This window comes from Streptomyces sp. NPDC048504, from assembly GCF_043200035.1.
In the GTDB taxonomy this organism is placed as follows: domain Bacteria; phylum Actinomycetota; class Actinomycetes; order Streptomycetales; family Streptomycetaceae; genus Streptomyces.
This window is the reverse complement of sequence record NZ_JBICXA010000003.1, coordinates 242197-259399: the sequence shown is the minus strand read 5'-3', so window position 1 is coordinate 259399 and position 17203 is coordinate 242197. Positions and strand designations below refer to the sequence as shown.

General features: G+C 68.6%; 13 protein-coding genes, 1 tRNA gene and 1 pseudogene. 9 read left to right on the top strand and 6 right to left on the bottom strand.

Translation table 11 applies throughout. The annotated features are described in order from the left end of the window. The first annotated feature begins 13 nt into the window (after window positions 1-13). The 6 genes from ACGFY9_RS08920 to ACGFY9_RS08895 all read left to right on the top strand — a co-directional run bounded on the left by ACGFY9_RS08920 (window position 14) and on the right by ACGFY9_RS08895 (window position 7608). Window positions 14-904, top strand: coding sequence for a helix-turn-helix domain-containing protein (locus ACGFY9_RS08920; RefSeq protein ID WP_393753376.1), 891 nt, complete (start codon window positions 14-16; stop codon window positions 902-904). 43 nt (window positions 905-947) lie between these two features. Beyond that, window positions 948-1298, top strand: coding sequence for a chorismate mutase (locus ACGFY9_RS08915; RefSeq protein ID WP_033286773.1), 351 nt, complete (start codon window positions 948-950; stop codon window positions 1296-1298). 152 nt (window positions 1299-1450) lie between these two features. Continuing rightward, window positions 1451-1987 carry a two-component system response regulator gene (locus ACGFY9_RS08910; protein WP_393753050.1) on the top strand — a complete coding sequence of 179 codons (537 nt, stop codon included), beginning with the start codon at window positions 1451-1453 and terminating at the stop codon, window positions 1985-1987. Between the two features lie 79 nt (window positions 1988-2066). Continuing rightward, complete coding sequence (pepN, locus tag ACGFY9_RS08905) at window positions 2067-4550, top strand: aminopeptidase N (protein ID WP_393753049.1); 2484 nt, start codon at window positions 2067-2069, stop codon at window positions 4548-4550. Between the two features lie 245 nt (window positions 4551-4795). After that, window positions 4796-6163: a pyridoxal phosphate-dependent decarboxylase family protein gene (locus ACGFY9_RS08900; protein ID WP_393753048.1), complete on the top strand. Its 1368-nt coding sequence runs from the start codon at window positions 4796-4798 to the stop codon at window positions 6161-6163. Beyond that, entirely contained in the window at window positions 6160-7608 is a 1449-nt protein-coding gene (locus ACGFY9_RS08895; RefSeq protein WP_393753047.1) for a lysine N(6)-hydroxylase/L-ornithine N(5)-oxygenase family protein, read from the top strand. Before ACGFY9_RS08900 ends, ACGFY9_RS08895 begins: the two co-directional genes overlap by 4 nt. 60 nt (window positions 7609-7668) lie before the next feature. Here the strand turns inward: ACGFY9_RS08895 and ACGFY9_RS08890 are convergent, their stop codons facing one another. Continuing rightward, window positions 7669-9471 (bottom strand): bifunctional metallophosphatase/5'-nucleotidase, encoded by a 1803-nt coding sequence (locus ACGFY9_RS08890; RefSeq protein ID WP_393753046.1) that lies wholly within the window; start codon window positions 9469-9471, stop codon window positions 7669-7671. Window positions 9472-9598: 127 nt separating this feature from the next. Here ACGFY9_RS08890 and ACGFY9_RS08885 point away from each other — a divergent pair, with 127 nt between their 5' ends. Further along, window positions 9599-10318, top strand: a complete 720-nt coding sequence (locus tag ACGFY9_RS08885) for an SIMPL domain-containing protein (RefSeq protein WP_393753045.1) — start codon at window positions 9599-9601, stop codon at window positions 10316-10318. Between the two features lie 145 nt (window positions 10319-10463). Then, a complete protein-coding gene (gene pyk, locus ACGFY9_RS08880; RefSeq protein WP_393753044.1) occupies window positions 10464-11900 on the top strand; it encodes a pyruvate kinase in 1437 nt (478 codons plus the stop codon). Between the two features lie 2 nt (window positions 11901-11902). Here pyk and ACGFY9_RS08875 read toward each other — a convergent pair. The 3 genes and pseudogenes from ACGFY9_RS08875 to ACGFY9_RS08865 form a co-directional block, all read right to left on the bottom strand. Further along, window positions 11903-13750 (bottom strand): annotated as a pseudogene (locus ACGFY9_RS08875) (alkyl/aryl-sulfatase). 107 nt (window positions 13751-13857) lie between these two features. Continuing rightward, window positions 13858-14604, bottom strand: coding sequence for a helix-turn-helix domain-containing protein (locus ACGFY9_RS08870; protein WP_393753043.1), 747 nt, complete (start codon window positions 14602-14604; stop codon window positions 13858-13860). 105 nt (window positions 14605-14709) lie between these two features. After that, window positions 14710-14784: transfer RNA gene (locus ACGFY9_RS08865), tRNA-Leu, on the bottom strand. Window positions 14785-14882: 98 nt separating this feature from the next. Here ACGFY9_RS08865 and ACGFY9_RS08860 point away from each other — a divergent pair. Then, window positions 14883-15539: an ANTAR domain-containing response regulator gene (locus tag ACGFY9_RS08860; protein WP_019062225.1), complete on the top strand. Its 657-nt coding sequence runs from the start codon at window positions 14883-14885 to the stop codon at window positions 15537-15539. A gap of 105 nt (window positions 15540-15644) precedes the next feature. Here ACGFY9_RS08860 and ACGFY9_RS08855 read toward each other — a convergent pair whose 3' ends face one another. Further along, window positions 15645-16361: an ABC transporter ATP-binding protein gene (locus tag ACGFY9_RS08855; protein WP_393753042.1), complete on the bottom strand. Its 717-nt coding sequence runs from the start codon at window positions 16359-16361 to the stop codon at window positions 15645-15647. Beyond that, window positions 16358-17203: an ABC transporter ATP-binding protein gene (locus ACGFY9_RS08850; protein WP_393753041.1), complete on the bottom strand. Its 846-nt coding sequence runs from the start codon at window positions 17201-17203 to the stop codon at window positions 16358-16360. The genes ACGFY9_RS08855 and ACGFY9_RS08850 overlap by 4 nt, the downstream gene beginning before the upstream one ends.

Sequence of the window (17203 nt, the reverse complement as noted above, 5' to 3'; positions counted from 1 at the left end):
TGAGGGGGTGCCGATGTACCACACCTGGATGCGTTTCTTCACGCCCACACCCGCCCACCACCGCCTCGGACTCGCCTGCCTCGGCGTAGGCCTCCAGTACGGCGCCCTGCCCACCGTCGGCCCCCGCACCCTCGACCACCACGTCGCCGTCGTGATCAGCGCGGGCGGCGGCTGGTACCTGACCCCCGACGGCCGCCGCACCACCGTCACCGCGCCCGCGCTGCTGTGGCTCACCCCCGGCGTGCCGCACCACTACGCGCCCGACCCCGGCGGCGGCTGGGACGAGGGGTTCGTCGACTTCACCGGACCCGCGACGACGACGTACACCGAACTCGGCTACATCGAGCCGGAGCGGCCCGTGGTGCCCCTCTCGGACGCGACGGGACCCCGCGCGGTCATCGGGCGCATGGCCCGCGCCGCACGCCGCGGCAACCCCCTCCTGGAGGTGGAGACCGGCGCCGCCGTCCACGAACTCCTGGTCGCCCTGCGCCGCGCCCGCGCCGACCTCGCCCCCGACGGCGACCCCGTCCTCCAGGCCCTCGCCCGCGACGCCTGCCTGCCGCTCACCGTCGCCGACCACGCGGCCCGGCCCGGCATGAGCCCCGCCGCCCTGCGCACCGCCGTCCGCCAGGGCGCCGGATGCAGCCCCAAGGACTACCTCCTCGGCATCCGCCTGGGCCGCGCCAAGGAACTCCTGGCCGCCACCGAACTCCCCGTCGCCGCCGTCGCCCGCCGCGTCGGCTACGACGATCCCGCCTATTTCAGCCGCCTGTTCACCCGCCGCGTCGGCATGCCCCCCGTCCGCTTCCGCGCCCAGCAGGGCCGAACCGTCCCCGGCGGCTGGAGCGACCAGGTCCCCGATCCGGCCGACCCACCGATCATCGAGTGGCCGCACGCCACATAGTCCCGGTGATCGAGTGGCCGGGCTCCACGTAGGGTTGTCGCCCATGACCACCAGCACCAACGGAACCGGTGACGTCGACCCCGCCGTGCGCGAGGAACTCGCCCGGCTGCGCGACAGCATCGACAACATCGACGCCGCCGTCGTCCACATGCTCGCCGAACGCTTCAAGGCCACCCAGCAGGTCGGTGTCCTCAAGGCCACCCACCGGCTGCCGCCCGCCGACCCGGCCCGCGAGGCCCGCCAGATCGAACGCCTGCGCGCGCTGGCCGAAAGCGCCAAGCTGGACCCGGCGTTCGCTGAGAAGTTCCTGAATTTCATCATCGGCGAGGTCATCCGCCACCACGAACGCATCGCGGAGGACGCCGTGAACGGCGGTTCACCCACGGCGAACTGACCTCGCACGTCCGGTAAGGGGCGTGACAGCGGGGCGAGTTCGGGGGCATGCTGCGCTGTGCGCTCCTTGTGCACTCCATGTCAGTCGACGGGCACACCCCGTCAACACCTGCGTCATAAGCTGGTTGTCCCACGCGGGAGGGACGTCGGGCCATGCCGTCGGATGCCGAGATCCTCATCGTCGACGACCATGAGGACACGCTGTACGCGCTGGAGAGCGCCCTGGCCCCGCTGGGCTACCGGCTCGCCCGCGCCACCAGCGGCGACGAGGCCCTCAAGCAGGTGCTCCGCGGCAGGGTCGGCCTCCTCCTGCTCGACGTGCGCATGCCCGGCGTCAGCGGCCTGGACGTCGTCCGCTACATGCGCCGCCTGGAGCAGACCCAGCACATCCCCGTCCTCCTCCTCACCGGGTTCGGCCCCGACCCCGAGATGACCTCCGCCGCCTTCACCCTCGGCGTCGCCGACCTCGTCATGAAACCCGTCGACCCCTGGGTCCTGCGCACCAAGGTCCGCTACCTCTACGACGCCCACCAGCGCCACCGGGCCCTCGAACGGGAGGTCCGCGAGCTCCGCGCCCTCCTCAAGGACCCGCACGAACCCCGCCCCGCCCTGCCCCACCCGGACGCGCGCGTGCCCTACCAGCGCGACGCCCAGAACACCGCCCCCGCACCCGCGTCCGACCGGACATAGGCCGCGTACCGGACCGCCTAGGTGTCCTCTCACCGGCCACTTCTGTGCCATGTCAGTGCCATCAGGCAGCATGTCCTGCATGTCCGTACTGACGCGCGACGAAGCGCAGACCCGTGCCAGGCTCCTCGACGTCCACCGCTACACGATCGAACTCGATCTGACGACGGGCGAAGACACCTTCGACTCCCGCACCGTCATCGCGTTCACCGCTCGTGCCGACGCGGACACCTTCGTCGAACTCAAGCCCGCCGAGCTGCGCTCCGTCACCCTCGACGGCCGCCCCCTCGACCCCGAGCACCTCGTCGAGAACCGGCTCCCGCTGCCCGGCCTCACCGCCGGCGAGCACGAACTGCGCGTCGACGCGAGCATGCGCTACTCCCGCACCGGCGAAGGCATGCACCGCTTCACCGACCCCACCGACAGCGAGACCTACGTCTACACCCAGCTCTTCATGGAAGACGTCCAGCGCGTCTTCGCCGCCTTCGACCAGCCCGACCTCAAAGCCGTCTTCGACCTCTCCGTGACGGCCCCCGAAGGCTGGACCGTCCTCGCCAACGGCGTCACCGAACACCTCGGCGAAGGCCGCTGGCAGGCCGCCCCCACCCCCCTCGTCTCCACCTACCTCGTCGCCGTCGCCGCCGGCCCCTGGCACTCCGTCCGCACCGAACACCGCGGCCTGCCCTTCGGCATCCACTGCCGCCGCTCCCTGGCCCCCCACCTCGACGCGGACGCCGAGGAGATCCTCGACATCACCCGTCAGTGCTACGACCGCTACCACGAGAAGTTCGAGGAGCCCTACCCCTTCGACTCCTACGACCAGGCCTTCGTCCCCGAGTTCAACGCGGGCGCGATGGAGAACCCCGGCCTGGTCACCTTCCGCGACGAGTTCATCTACCGCTCCGCCGTCACCGACACCGAGCGGCAGACCCGCGGCATGGTCATCGCCCACGAGATGGCCCACATGTGGTTCGGCGACCTCGTCACCCTCCAGTGGTGGGACGACATCTGGCTGAACGAGTCCTTCGCCGAGTACATGGGCTACCAGACCCTCACCGAGGCCACCCGCTTCACCGACACCTGGACCGACTTCGGAGTCGTCCGCAAGGCCTGGGGCTACGACGCCGACCAGCGCCCCTCCACCCACCCCGTGGCCCCCGAGAACGTCGACGACACCGCCTCCGCCCTCCTCAACTTCGACGGCATCTCCTACGCCAAGGGCGCCTCCGCACTACGCCAACTCGTGGCCTGGCTCGGCGAGAAGGACTTCCTCGCCGGCATCAACACCCACTTCGCCCGCCACAAGTTCGCCAACGCCACCCTCGCCGACTTCATCGACTCCCTCGCCTCGGGCACCGAACGGGACGTCCACGCGTGGGCGGACGCGTGGCTGCGCACGACGGGCGTGGACACGCTCACCCCGACCGTCACCCGCGCCGACGACGGCACGTACACCCTGACCGTCGACCGCACGGGCAGCCGCCCGCACCGCATCGCCGTCGGCCTGTATGACCAGGACCCCGGCGACCCCGGCCGCCTCACCCTGCGCGAACGCATCGACCTCGACGTCCCGCAGACCGAGCCCCAACCCCTCGGCAAGCCCCCGGCGCTGCTCCTCCTCAACGACGGCGACCTCACCTACGCCAAGGTCCGCTTCGACCCCGACTCCTTCGAAACCGTCCGCACCAGCCTCTCCGGCCTCCCCGAACCCCTCACCCGCGCGGTCGTCTGGAACGCCCTGCGCGACACCGTCCGCGACGGCCAACTCCCCGCCTCCGCCTACCTGGACGCCGCCCGCGCCCACCTCCCGCACGAGACGGACCTCGCCCTCGTCCAGGGCGTCCTCGCCTTCGCCTCCGCCCAGGTCACCGACCGCTACCTCACCCCCGAGGCCCGCCCGGCCGCCCTCGCCACCCTCACCGCCCTGTGCCGCGACCTCATCCGCCGCACCGAGGACGGGTCGAACCCCGGCCTGCGCCTCATCGCCGTACGCCACTTCATCGACGTCGCCGCCCACCCCGACACCATCGCCGCCTGGCTCACCGAGGGCACCGTCCCCGGCGGCCCGGAGCTGGACCCCGAACTCCGCTGGCGCGTCCTGGCCCGCCTCGCCGTCCTCGGCGCCACCGACGCGCCCGCGATCGCCGCCGAGCTGGAGCGCGACCCGTCCGCCACCGGCCAGGAAGGCGCCGCCCGCTGCCGGGCCGCCCTCCCCGACCCCGAGGCCAAACGCACCGCCTGGGAGGCCATGTTCACCACGGACGACCTCTCCAACTACCTCTTCACCGCCACCGCCCAGGGCTTCTGGCAACCCGAACAGGCCGACCTCGTACGGGACTACGTGCCCCGCTTCTTCACGGACGCGGTAGCCCTCGCCACCCGCCGGGGCCCCGCCATCGCCGACGCCGCCGGCCGCTGGGCCTTCCCCACCCACGCCGTCGACCCCGAAACCCTCCGCCTCGGCGAGGAATGCCTCCGCGACGCCGACCTCATCCCGTCCCTGCACCGCAAGCTGGTCGACCAACTCGACGACCTGGGGCGCGCATTGCGGGTACGGGGGGCGTAGCAAAGACCCGGGTGCTCCTCAAACGCCCCTGGCATTCCAGCCTGTCCGGCGTTTGAGGACGAGGCCCCTTCAGGGCCGAAGCGGGGGTCTGGGGGCGCAGCCCCCAGCAACGCCCGCACCAACACCAACTCCCACACCGGGCACTGAACAACACCCTTTCGGGTTCCGATCGTTGTTCTCCCCGGGCGCGTCGACTCATCCGGGTCCAAGCTGGAACTCCCCCTGCCCGCGCCCCGGAGGACAGCATGAGCAGCGCCCCCCTCGCCTCAGGCCCCGAAGGACCCGACGCCCTGCGGCCGTTGCTCGACACCGTCCTCGACGCCCTCCGCACCGGACGCCGGGCACGCGGCGGCCCCTTCCCCGCGGGCGGCCCCGACGCGGTCGCCGCCCGCATGCGGGACGCCGTAGGGGACGTACTCCCCGACGACGGCGACCCCGACGCCCTGCGCACCCTCGTGCACGCGCTCGCGGAAGGCGCCGCCGACCCCGCCGACCCGCTGTGCGCGGCACACCTGCACTGCCCGCCGCTCGCCGTCAGCGCCGCCGCCGACCTCGCCGTCAGCGCGCTGAACCCCTCGCTCGACTCCTGGGACCAGGCCCCCGCCGCCTCCGCCCTCGAAGCGCTCGTCACCCGCACCCTCGCCCACGAGATCGGCCTCGCCGACGCCCTCGTCACCACCGGCGGCACCGAAGCCAACCAACTCGCCCTGCTCCTCGCCCGCGAAGCCCACAGCGGCACCGTGCAGCTGGTCTGCGGAAGCAACGCCCACCACTCCCTGCCCCGCGCCGCCTGGCTCCTCGGCCTGCCCGACCCCGTCGTCGTCCCCACCCCCACCGGCACCCTCGACCCCGCCGCCCTCGACGACGCCCTCACCGCACTCCCGGGCCCCCGCGGCTCCGTCCTGGTCGCCGCCACCGCCGGCACCACCGACGCCGGCCTCATAGCCCCGCTCCCCGAGATCGCCGGCCTGTGCGCCGCCCACGGCGCCCGCCTCCACATCGACGCCGCCTACGGCGGAGGCCTCACCTTCAGCGACCGCCACCGCGACAAACTCGCCGGCCTCGACCGCGCCCACACCGTCACCCTCGACCTGCACAAACTCGGCTGGCAGCCCGTCGCCGCAGGCCTCCTCGCGGTACGACACCCCCGCGACCTCGCCGCCCTCACCCAGCGCGCCGACTACCTCAACGCCGACGACGACACCGAAGCGGGCCTGCCCGACCTCCTCGGCCGCTCGATGCGCACCACCCGCAGACCCGACGTCCTCAAACTCGCCGTCACCCTGAAAACCCTCGGCCGCACCGGACTCGGCACCCTCGTCGACCAAGTCTGCGCCCGCGCACGGGAGTTCGCCGCCCTCGTCCGCGACCACCCCGGCTTCGAGCTCTACGCCCCACCCGTCATCAGCACCGTCCTGTTCCGGCCCGCCGACGCCACCGACGACGCCGTGGCCGCCGTACGCCGCCAACTCCTCACCGACGGACGGGCCGTCCTCGGCCGGGCCGCGCTCGACGGGCGGCTCTGGCTCAAGGCCACCCTCCTCAACCCCCACGCCCGGCCCGACGACCTGGCCGCCCTCCTGAAACTGGTGGAAGGAAACACCCCCCGATGAGCCACCCCCCGACGGGTCACCCCCAGACCCCCAACCCCCCACGCCACGAACCCGATTCACCCCGCGACCTGGTCGGCATCGGCATCGGACCGTTCAACCTCTCGCTGGCCGCCCTCGCCCACCCGCTCAGCGAACTCGACACGGCCTTCTACGAACAGCGCCCCTGCTTCGACTGGCACTCCGGCCTGCTCATCGACGGCGCCACCGTCCAAGTCCCGTTCCTGGCCGACCTGGTGACCCTCGCCGACCCCGCCAGCCGCTGGTCCTTCCTCAACTACCTCAAGGCCCGCGACCGCCTCTTCCCCTTCTACTTCGCCGAGCGCTTCCACATCCAGCGCGCCGAGTACGACGCCTACTGCCGCTGGGTCGCCGGCAGCCTCCCCGGACTCCACTTCGGCCACCAGGTCGACGCCGTCCGCTGGAATCCCGAACGCGACGTGTTCGAGGTCGACTTCACCCAGCTCGACAGCGACGGCGAGGCCGAGGCCCTCGGCCGGACCTACACCAAGAACATCGTCCTCGGCGTCGGCACCGCCCCCTACGTCCCCGACCCGCTCAAGCCCCTCGTCGAAGCCCCCGGCGTCCCCGTCATCCACGCCGCCGACTACCTCGCCCACCGCGAAACGTTTCTCGCCGCCGACCACATCACCGTCATCGGCTCAGGACAGACCGGCGCCGAGGTCTTCCTCGACCTGCTCCGCAACCGGCCCGCGGGACACGAGAAACTCCACTGGATCGGCCGCAGCGAGGCCTTCGCCCCCATGGAGTACTCCAAGCTCGGCCTGGAGCACTTCACCCCCGACTACACCCGCTACTTCCACGCCCTCGCCGAACCCGTCCGCGACCGCCTCGTCACCTCGCAGTGGCAACTCCACAAGGGCATCGACGCCGGCACCATCGCCACCATCCACGACGAGCTCTACCGCCGTACCCTGCACGGCGGTTGGCCCGACGCCGTCCTCACCCCCGGCGTCCGCGTCCGCACCGCCGGCCGGATCGCGACCACCAAGGTCGAACTCCACCTGGAACACCTCCAGCAGAACACCCGCTCCCGCCTCACCACCGACGCCGTCGTCCTCGCCACCGGCTACCGCGAACGCCCCCTCGGCCGCATCCTCGCCGGACTCGACCCCTACCTGCGCCGCGACAGCGCCGAACGCCCGCGCGTAGACGACCAGTTCAGGCTCGTCCTCGACCCAGCCGTCACCGGCTCCGGCTGCCAGGTCTACGTCCAGAACGCCGAACTCCACACCCACGGCGTCGGCGCCCCCGACCTCGGCCTCGCCGCCTGGCGCAGCGCCACCATCCTCAACTCCCTCACGGGCAAGGAGCCTTACCCCCTCCCCGGCCGAACGGCCTTCACCACGTTCGGTCTTGACCCCCAGTCCCAGATCCCACCGGCCCGCCAGGCCACCCGCACCCTCACCCCACTCGTGGAACGCTGAGAAGGGGCCCGGCGGCGACCAGAGCCGCCGGGCCCCCAGAGGACGAGCTCAGGAACCGGCTCAGAAGACCGGCGTCCCGTTCCGCGTCAACTTCCAGTCCACCGAAGCGAAGCCGGCCGGATCCAGCACACCCTTCGCGGTCACCCACTCCGCGATCCGCGTCCGGATCTCCGTCGACTCCGCCCACACCTCCGTCGCCGACGCCACATGCGGGAACGCACCGCCGCCGTTCGCCCGGTAGTTGTTCACCGCCAGCACGAACTGCTGCGCGTCGTCCAACGCGGCACCGTTGTACGTCAGGTTCTTGATCCGCGAACCCGCCGCCTGCGCGATGTCGATCTCGTAAGAGAACCCCGACACGTAGTCGTAGTTGTAGTCCGGACGACCACCCGCGTTCGTCAACTTCTCCGTGTCGACAGCCGCGTCGGCGGCCGTCTGCACGAAGTACTCCGCCGAGTACTCCAGGTAGGCCCGCACCTGAGCACCCGTCAGCAACTTCGCGACCAGCGTGTTGTCGTACACGTACAGACCCGACAGATCCCGGATCGTCACCTCTCCCGCCGGGATCTCCGATGTCCGCGAGAACGGCGACGCCTGCGCGATCACCGGCAGCGACGCGTACGCGGTCCCCGCCAACGCCGCCTTCACCACGTCCTCCTGGACCTTGGTGATCAGGTCGATGATCGGCGCGTCCTTGTACCGCGCGTCGACCGTCGTCAGCGTCGCCGTCGCCGTACCGACCACCTGGTTGACGTACTTCACGACCAGCGCGTGCTCGTCCTTCAGCAACCGCGTGATCTTCGGATCGTCCGCGACCGTCTTCGCGTCCCGCAGCGAAGCCGCCACCGACTCGACGCTCCAACGCCCCTTCTCGAAGACCAACTCGAAGTCGAACACGCTCAACCGCTCGGCGTAGCACAGCGGTTCGGACAGCACGACCGTCTTGCCCGTCGCCGTGTTCGTGACCTTCAACTCCGGGATCTCCACGTGCGCGTGACCCACGAGGATCGCGTCGATCCCCGGCACCTGCTGCGCGACGAGCGCCGCCGAGTTCTCCACGTACGGCAGCTGGTCACCGTACGACGACGTCCCCGACGACCCCGAGTGCGCCGACACCACGACGACATCCGCCCCCATCGACCGCAGCTTCGGCACCCACTTCGCCGCCTGCTCCTCAAGCCCCGGGAACGTCAACTTCCCCTGCACATACGCCTTGTCCCAGATCGCGATACCCGGGTTCGTCAGCCCGAGGACCGCCACCTTCACCGGCGGCGCACCCGGCACACGGAACGTCTTGATGAAGTACGGCGGGAACGCCGGCTTCAGCGTCTTCGCGTCCAGCGCGTTCGCCCCCAGCAGCGGGAAACGGCACTGGTCCTCGAACTTCCGCAACGTCTCGATGCCGTAGTTGAACTCGTGGTTGCCCAGCGCCGCCGCGTCGTACCCGATCGCGTTCATCGCCTGCGCCATCGGATGCACCGGACCGCCCTTGGCAGTGATCGGGTCCACCTTCGCGAAGTAGTACGTCAGCGGAGTGCCCTGGATCGTGTCACCAGCGTCCAGCAGCAGCGTGTTCCGCCGCCCCTTCTCCTGACGGACCTGGTTCACCAGGGTCGAGACCCGCGCCAGACCCATCGCGTTGCCCTTGGCGTCCGCGTACTCCGCGTCCTTGAAGTAGTCCCAGTTGAAGACATGCCCGTGCAGATCCGTCGTGCCCATCACGGTCAGCGAGTACCGCTTCGGATGCCTGCCCGGCTTCTTCTCCGCGGCCTGCGCCGCCGGAGCCGCCGCCGCACCGGCCAGCGCCACCCCCGCACCCGTCACAGCGGACTTCTTCAGGAACTTCCGGCGGTTCAAGGGCATGTCTGGATCTCCTCGGGAAACGGTCAACAACGCGCGTAGATTCTTACCCGCTTCTTACTGGCCGCGACAGGTCCCGCAGGTTTCGATCTGATGACCACCAGCCGACCCACCTGACAGAGTGGGACGTATGACCACCCCCGGCACGGACGACCCCCAACCCCCCGTCCCCTACGGCACCCCCGACGCCCCCCGCATCGCCGTCCGCGGCGAAGCACGCCTCGAAGTCGACCCCGAGATCGCCCGCATCGGCATCACCGTCGCCGCCCGCGGCACCGACCGCCGCACCGCCCTCGACGACCTCACCCGCCGCAACGCCACCGTCCTCGACCTCATAAAGAGCTACGGCGAAGCAGTCGAACGCCTGGAGACCGGCGGCTTCTCCATCACCCCCGAACTCACCAAACACGGCCGCGGCGAACGCGTCCACCGCTACCACGGCAGAGTCAACGTCACCGCCGAACTCGCCGACTTCACCGCCCTCGGCGAACTCACCACCCGCCTCGCCGACATCGACCTCACCCGCGTCGACGGCCCCTGGTGGGCCCTGCGCCCCGACTCACCCGTCCACCGCCAGGCCCGCCAACAAGCCGTCCACGAAGCCGTCCAACGCGCCCGCGAATACGCCGAAGCACTGGGGACGACCCTCGCCGCCCTCGTCGAACTCGCCGACATCGGCGCCGAGAACGCCGAGACCTACGGCACCCCCCAGCGCCGTATGCGCTCCATGTCCCTCGCCGGCGCAGCCGCCGAGGACACCACCGCCGCACCCCTCGACCTCGAACCCCAACGGCAACACGTCTACGCCCAGGTCAACGCACGCTTCACGATGGCACCCCCGCGCCTTTGACATGCATCCGCAATTCGACGATTCGAACGCTCATTGGAGCACCCCGCCGCACATTCAAGCCTTGTCAATAACCCTTCACCCAAAGGTTGTTGAGTAGTCATGCACGGCCAATTCCCTACCCGCCGGTAAGGCCTAGGCTCGAAACATGCGCCGAGCAAAAATCGTCTGTACATTGGGCCCCGCCACCGACTCGTACGACCAGATCAAAGCCCTGGTCGAAGCCGGAATGGACGTAGCCCGCTTCAACCTCAGCCACGGCACCCACGCCGAACACGAGGAGCGCTACCAGCGCGTCCGAAAGGCCTCCGAGGAGACCGGCCGCAGCGTCGGAATGCTCGCCGACCTTCAAGGCCCGAAGATCCGACTCGGCCGCTTCACCGAAGGACCCGTACTCCTTGAACGCGGAGACACCTTCACCATCACCGTCGAAGAAGGCGCCGAAGGCGACCGCCAGACCTGCGGCACCACCTACGCCGGCCTCGCCACCGACGTCACCACCGGCGAACGCATCCTCGTCGACGACGGCAAGGTCTGCCTCGAAGTCACCGCAGTCGACGGCCCCCGCGTCCACACCAAGGTCGTCGAAGGCGGCATCGTCTCCGACCACAAAGGCCTGAACCTCCCCGGAGTCGCCGTGTCCGTCCCGGCCCTCTCCGACAAGGACGAGGCCGACCTCCGCTGGGCCCTGCGCACCGGCTTCGACGTCATCGCCCTCTCCTTCGTCCGCAGCGGCAAGGACATCGACGACGTCCACCGCATCATGGACGAAGAAGGCCACCGCCTCCCCGTCATCGCCAAGGTCGAAAAACCCCAGGCGGTCGAGGCCATCGACGACATCGTCGCCGCCTTCGACGGCATCATGGTCGCCCGCGGCGACCTCGGCGTCGAAATGCCCCTCGAACAGGTCCCGATCGTCCAGAAGCGCGCCATCAAACTCGCCAAGCGCAACGCCAAACCGGTCATCGTCGCCACCCAGATGCTCGACTCGATGATCGAGAACTCCCGCCCCACCCGCGCGGAAGCCAGCGACGTGGCGAACGCCGTCATCGACGGCACGGACGCGGTGATGCTCTCCGGCGAGACCAGCGTCGGCAAATACCCCATCGCAACCGTCACCACCATGGCCCGCATCGTCGAAGCCGCCGAGGAGGACATCCTCGCCAAGGGCCTGCCCCCACTGACCGAACGCAACAAACCCCGCACCCAGGGCGGCGCCGTCGCCCGAGCGGCCGCCGAGATGGGCGACTTCCTCGGCGCCAAGTTCCTCGTCGCCTTCACCCAGTCCGGCGACACCGTCCGCCGCCTCTCCCGCTACCGCTCGCCCATCCCGGTCATGGCCTTCACCCCCGACCCGGCCACCCGCTCCCAGCTCAACCTCACCTGGGGCGTGGAGACCATCCTCGGCCCCCACGTCGACTCCACCGACGCCATGGTCGACCAGGTCGACGAACTCCTCCTCAAGTACGGCCGCTGCCAGAAGGGCGACATCGTCGTCATCACGGCAGGCTCACCCCCCGGAGTCGCCGGCTCGACCAACCTCGTCCGCGTCCACCACGTCGGCGAGGACGACAGCCCCAAGTAGCCCTATGGCGTAACGATGTTGAAGTCCGCCACAGGAGTCACGATCACCGAGAACAACGTGGTCAGCAACGTCACATCCCCGGACACCTGAATCGCCCCCAACCCCTTCCCGGCCAACAGCTGCAACACCTGCACCTTGTTCATGGTGAGCGTCAGCCCGGCGGAGGGGCTGGGCGAGGCACCCGACGTACGCGTCAACACACCGTGCCTCAGCCGCAGATGCCAGTACGTGCCCTGCCCCGGCAGACACCAGTCGATGGCGAGATCGAGATCCCACGCCCTGGGCCCGTCGACCCGCACCGACATGGCATCGATGAGCTGATCGACGGAGAGAGCCGCTTTCACATCCGAGCTGTCGGAAGCGGACGAAGGCGCCTTGACACCCTCCAGCAACTCCATCGCACCCGTGAGATAGAAGTTCCGCCAGACCGCGTTCTCCGTCGCGTACGCCAGCTTTTCATAGACCTGTGCGAGGAGTTCCTTGGGCTTCTTCTCATCGGGCTCGGCGAATACACCTTGGTTGAGGAGAGTGGCGGCGAAACGGAGATCGCCGTCACGGACGAATGCCTGGGCTTTCGACAGGGCGGATTCCGGACCTCCCAACGCTTTGACATACCGCTTCGCCTCCGCGACCGGCTGATGCTCCCAAAGATGAGCCGGATTGGCATCGAACCAGCCCATGTACCGCTGATAAATACCCTTCACGTTATGGCTGATCGACTCGTAATAACCCCGGTTCGCCCACACCTCCGCGAGCGCGGGCGGCAGTTGGAACTCCTCCGCGATTTCCCGGCCGTGAGACCGGAGTTGAGCATCCGCAAGGTCTGGTCATGCATGTACGCATACAGATCCCGCTGCGCTTCGAGCAGCCCGACGATCTCGTCGTTCCCCCACGTAGGTCAGTGATGCGAAGCGAACGCGACGTCGACCTGACCGTCGTAGAGTTCGATCGACTCGGTGAGGTAGGCGGCCCACTGCTTCGCGTCGCGGACCTGGGCGCCGCGCAGCGTGATGATGTTGTGCATCGTGTGCGTGGCGTTCTCGGCCATGCAGACGGCACGGAGATCGGGGAACAGGAAGTCCATCTCGGCGGGCGCCTCCGTCCCCGGCGTCATCTGGAACTCCATGACGACGCCGTCGACGGTGAGCCGTTGCCCGGTCGTCGAGACGTACCGGGTGGGTTCGAGGAGCCCGATGGTTCCGGTGGAGATGTTCTGCCCGAGCCCACAACCGACTTGTGCGGCAGGGCTCTTGGGGAGTTGAGCGCCGTACATGTAGATGGAACGGCGGGTCATCGCCGTCCCCGCGTATACGTTCTCGGAGACCGCGTGCTCCATGCGGGTGCGTGTAGATGAGGCCGGTCACTTCTTTGTCGGCGACGTGGTCCCGGTACAACTGCAGTGCTGCGGCGGCGGTTTCGGCCGAGATCAGCGGGTCGATCACGATCACGCCGGTGTCGCCCTCGACGATCGTCATGTTGGAGAGGTCGAGTCCGCGGACCTGATAGATCCGGTCGGTTACCTTGAACAGCCCCTGTTTCCGGGTGAGTTGAGACATGCGCCAGAGAATCGCGTTGGCTGTCTTCGGGGTGTTGCCTTTGAGGAAGGCGTAGGCGTCGTTGTCCAAGACGACTTCTCCGGCCGCGTTCTTGACGACACCGGGTTTCAGGGCGGCGATGAATCCCTTGTCGGCGGCTGCGAAGTCGTCTTTGTTGGAGAAGTTCAATTCGTTCATGTTCGTGGGGATTTGTTCCTGGATCAGGGCTGCGGCGGAATCCGGGCTCATGGCTACGGCGGCTGCGGCGGCACCGGCGGCAGCCGCGACGAAACCTCGTCTGTTCAGGGGTGTCATGCGGCCGAACATCGCGGGTGGGGTTTGTGCCGGTCAACGGTCGTGCGGGGAATTGGGGGAGGTCACAAAGGGGGTGGGGGCGGGTTGTGACGCGTCATGTTGTGGGGTCAGTGTTTGGGGCCCACGTGGGTGTCCATGAGGGCGACTGAGGCTTTGCGGGCGACGGAGATGTTGTTGGCGTTGGCCTGCTTCCAGCTGACGCCGACCTTGTCGAGGGTGTCGGTGTAGAGCTGCCTGATGTCCGTGGAGAGGTTGGTGAAGAAGTAGCGGGGGTATTCGTAACGCTTTGTCTCACCGCGGACGAGGCGGGTCGTCCAGTTGGTGATGCGGCAGCCGTCGGAGTGGACGAGACCCCGGATGAACTCCCAAGGGTGGGCGTCGACGATCTCCTGCTGCCAGGGTTCGACGGCGATAAGGCGGTCGTGCTTCTTGCCGGGACCGTGCTGGGGGAAGAGGTGAGGCCAGTGTCGGTAGTAACTGGTCACCATTGCGTAGCCCTCCTTCTGGAGTGCGAAGACGCCGATGCCGGGGCGCACCTTCGCTATGGCCTCGCGACACAGTTGGATGAGCCCGGGCCATGCGTCGGCGCACGCGATTCTGAGGTAGTAGCCGGTGCCGCGCGGGTGGGCGCTGACGCAGCCGTCGCCGAGATAGAGGCCCAGGAGGTAGGCGTAGGCCTGATTGTCAGCGGGGGGCCCGGGAGCCGGAGTCGTGATGCTGGGCAGGGGTTCGAGTCGGTCCTGCCAGGAGCGGATCGTGGCGCGGGAGATGCCGGTCTCGCGGCTCACGGAGTTGAGGCTGCGGCCTTGCTCGACCAGTGCGAGCGCTCGCTTGCGTGTGCTGATGTCGTACATGTGCACACTCTGTGAGGGTGATCGTCGCGACACGCAGCAAAAAGCGAAGGTTCACGCGAACGTGAACTTCCGCTTCCGATGGCAACCTTCGATCCGAAGGAAAAGTGCCCCAGGTGGGATTCGAACCCACACTGTCCGCTGTTTGAGAGCGGCCTCTCTAACCAGTTGGAGTACTGGGGCCTTTGAAAGGAAGGAGTTGCCCAACCCCTTGGGCAACTACCTTACCGCAGCTAGGTACGCTCTTGGGAGCAGCACCCCGCCCTGAACGAGGAGCCCCCGTGACCGCCCCCGAGTCGCCCCAGCCCGTAGACGCGCCCGACGACGACAAGTCGCACGTGCCTCCGCTGACGACCCGTGTCGTCATCGCCGAGGACGAGGCCCTGATCCGGCTCGATCTCAAAGAGATGCTGGAGGAGGAGGGGTACACCGTCGTCGGTGAGGCCGGTGATGGTGAGCAGGCCGTCGAGCTGGCCCGTGAGCACAAGCCCGACCTGGTGATCCTCGACGTGAAGATGCCCAAGCTGGACGGGATCTCCGCCGCCGAGAAGATCGCCGAGGAGGGCATCGCGCCGGTGCTGATGCTCACCGCCTTCTCGCAGCGTGACCTCGTCGAGCGGGCGAGGGACGCCGGTGCGATGGCGTACCTGGTGAAGCCCTTCAGCAAGAGTGACGTCGTGCCCGCGATCGAGATGGCGGTGTCCCGCTTCACCGAGCTCAAGCAGTTGGAGCAGGAGGTCGCCGATCTCACGCTGCGTCTGGAGACGCGCAAGCTGGTCGACCGTGCGAAGTCGATTCTGCAGACGGAGTACGGGCTGTCGGAGCCGGCCGCGTTCCGGTGGATCCAGAAGACGTCGATGGACCGTCGGATGTCGATGCAGCAGGTCGCCGAGGCGGTCATCCAGGACGCGGACGAGAAGAAGTCCTCCAAGGGCTGACACCGACCTGCGGCAGTACGTACGACGAGGCCCGCGCCCCGAGAGAGGGGGCGCGGGCCTCGTCGTAGAAAAACGGGGAAAGCTACCTGAGCCTCAGGCTCGGCCTCAGTCCTCGCCGAGGTATGCCTTCCGTACCGACTCGTCGTGCAGGAGGTCCTCGCCTGTGCCGGAGAGGACGATGTTGCCGACCTCCATGACGTGGCCCTGGTCGGCGAGGGACAGGGCCGCCTGGGCGTTCTGTTCGACCAGGAGGATCGTCGTGCCCGATGCCTTGAGTTCCACGATCGTCGACAGGATCTTCTGCATCATGATCGGCGAGAGGCCCATGGACGGCTCGTCGAGCATCAGGAGCTTCGGCTGGGACATGAGGGCGCGGCCCATCGCCAGCATCTGCTGCTCGCCGCCGGACAGCGTGCCCGCTGCCTGCTTCTGACGTTCTCCGAGGATGGGGAAGAGGTCGTAGGCGCGCTGGATGTCCTTCTCGATGCCTGCGTTGTCCTTGCGGAGGAAGGCGCCGAGTTGGAGGTTTTCAGCGATGGTGAGGCGGGGGAAGATGTGCCGGCCTTCGGGGGAGTGGGCCAGTCCGAGGGCGACGATCTTGTGGGCGGGGACGCTGTTGAGCGGCTTGCCGTCGAAGGTGATCTTGCCGCCCGAGGGCTGCAACAGGCCCGAGAGGGTGCGCAGGGTCGTTGTCTTGCCGGCGCCGTTGGTGCCGATGAGGGTGACGACCTGGCCGGCTTCGACGCTGAAGGAGATGCCCTTGACGGCTTCGATCTTGCCGTAGGAGACCCTGAGGTCCTCGACCTCTAGCAGTGCGGTCACTGGGCTTCTCCCTTGGTGCTGGTGGTGCTCTCCGCTTCCGTGGTCTCGGCGGTGGGTGCCGTTTCGTCGGGGGTGCCTTCGAACGGTTCGCCGAGGTAGGCGGCTACGACGCGTTCGTCGGCCTGGACGACGTCGGAGGTTCCTTCGACGAGTTTTTCGCCCTGGACGAGGACGGCGACGCGGTCGCAGAGGTTGAAGATGAAGCGCATGTCGTGCTCGATGACGAGGACGGCGATGCCCTTGTCGCGGATGGCGAAGACCAACTCCTCGGTCGCCCGCGTCTCTTGGGGGTTCATGCCGGCCGTCGGTTCGTCCAGCAGCAGGAGGCCTGGCTCGGAGGCCAGGGCGCGTGCGATCTCCAGCTTGCGCTGTTCGCCGTAGGGGAGGTTCCGGGCCAGGTGGTCGCGCTTGTGGGCGAGGCCGATGAACTCCAGGAGTTCCATGGCGCGTTCTTCGCTGGCCTTTTCGGCCTTCTTGAAGCCGGGGCCGCGGAGGAGGGCGGACCAGAGGCCTTCCTTGGTGCGGGTGTGGCGGCCTACGAGGACGTTTTCCAGGACCGTCATGTTGGCGAACAGGCGGATGTTCTGGAAGGTGCGGGCGATGCCGGCCTTGGTCACCAGGTGGGGCTTGGGTGGGAGCACCGTGCCCTTGTAGGAGACCGTGCCCTCGGTGGGGACGTAGAGGCCGGTGAGGCAGTTGAAGAAGGTGGTCTTGCCGGCGCCGTTGGGGCCGATGAGGCCTACGATCTCGCCGGCGTTGACGGTGAAGTCGACGGAGCGGACGGCGGTGAGGCCGCCGAAGCGCATGGTGACGTCACGGGCTTCGAGTACGGGTGTCGTCAT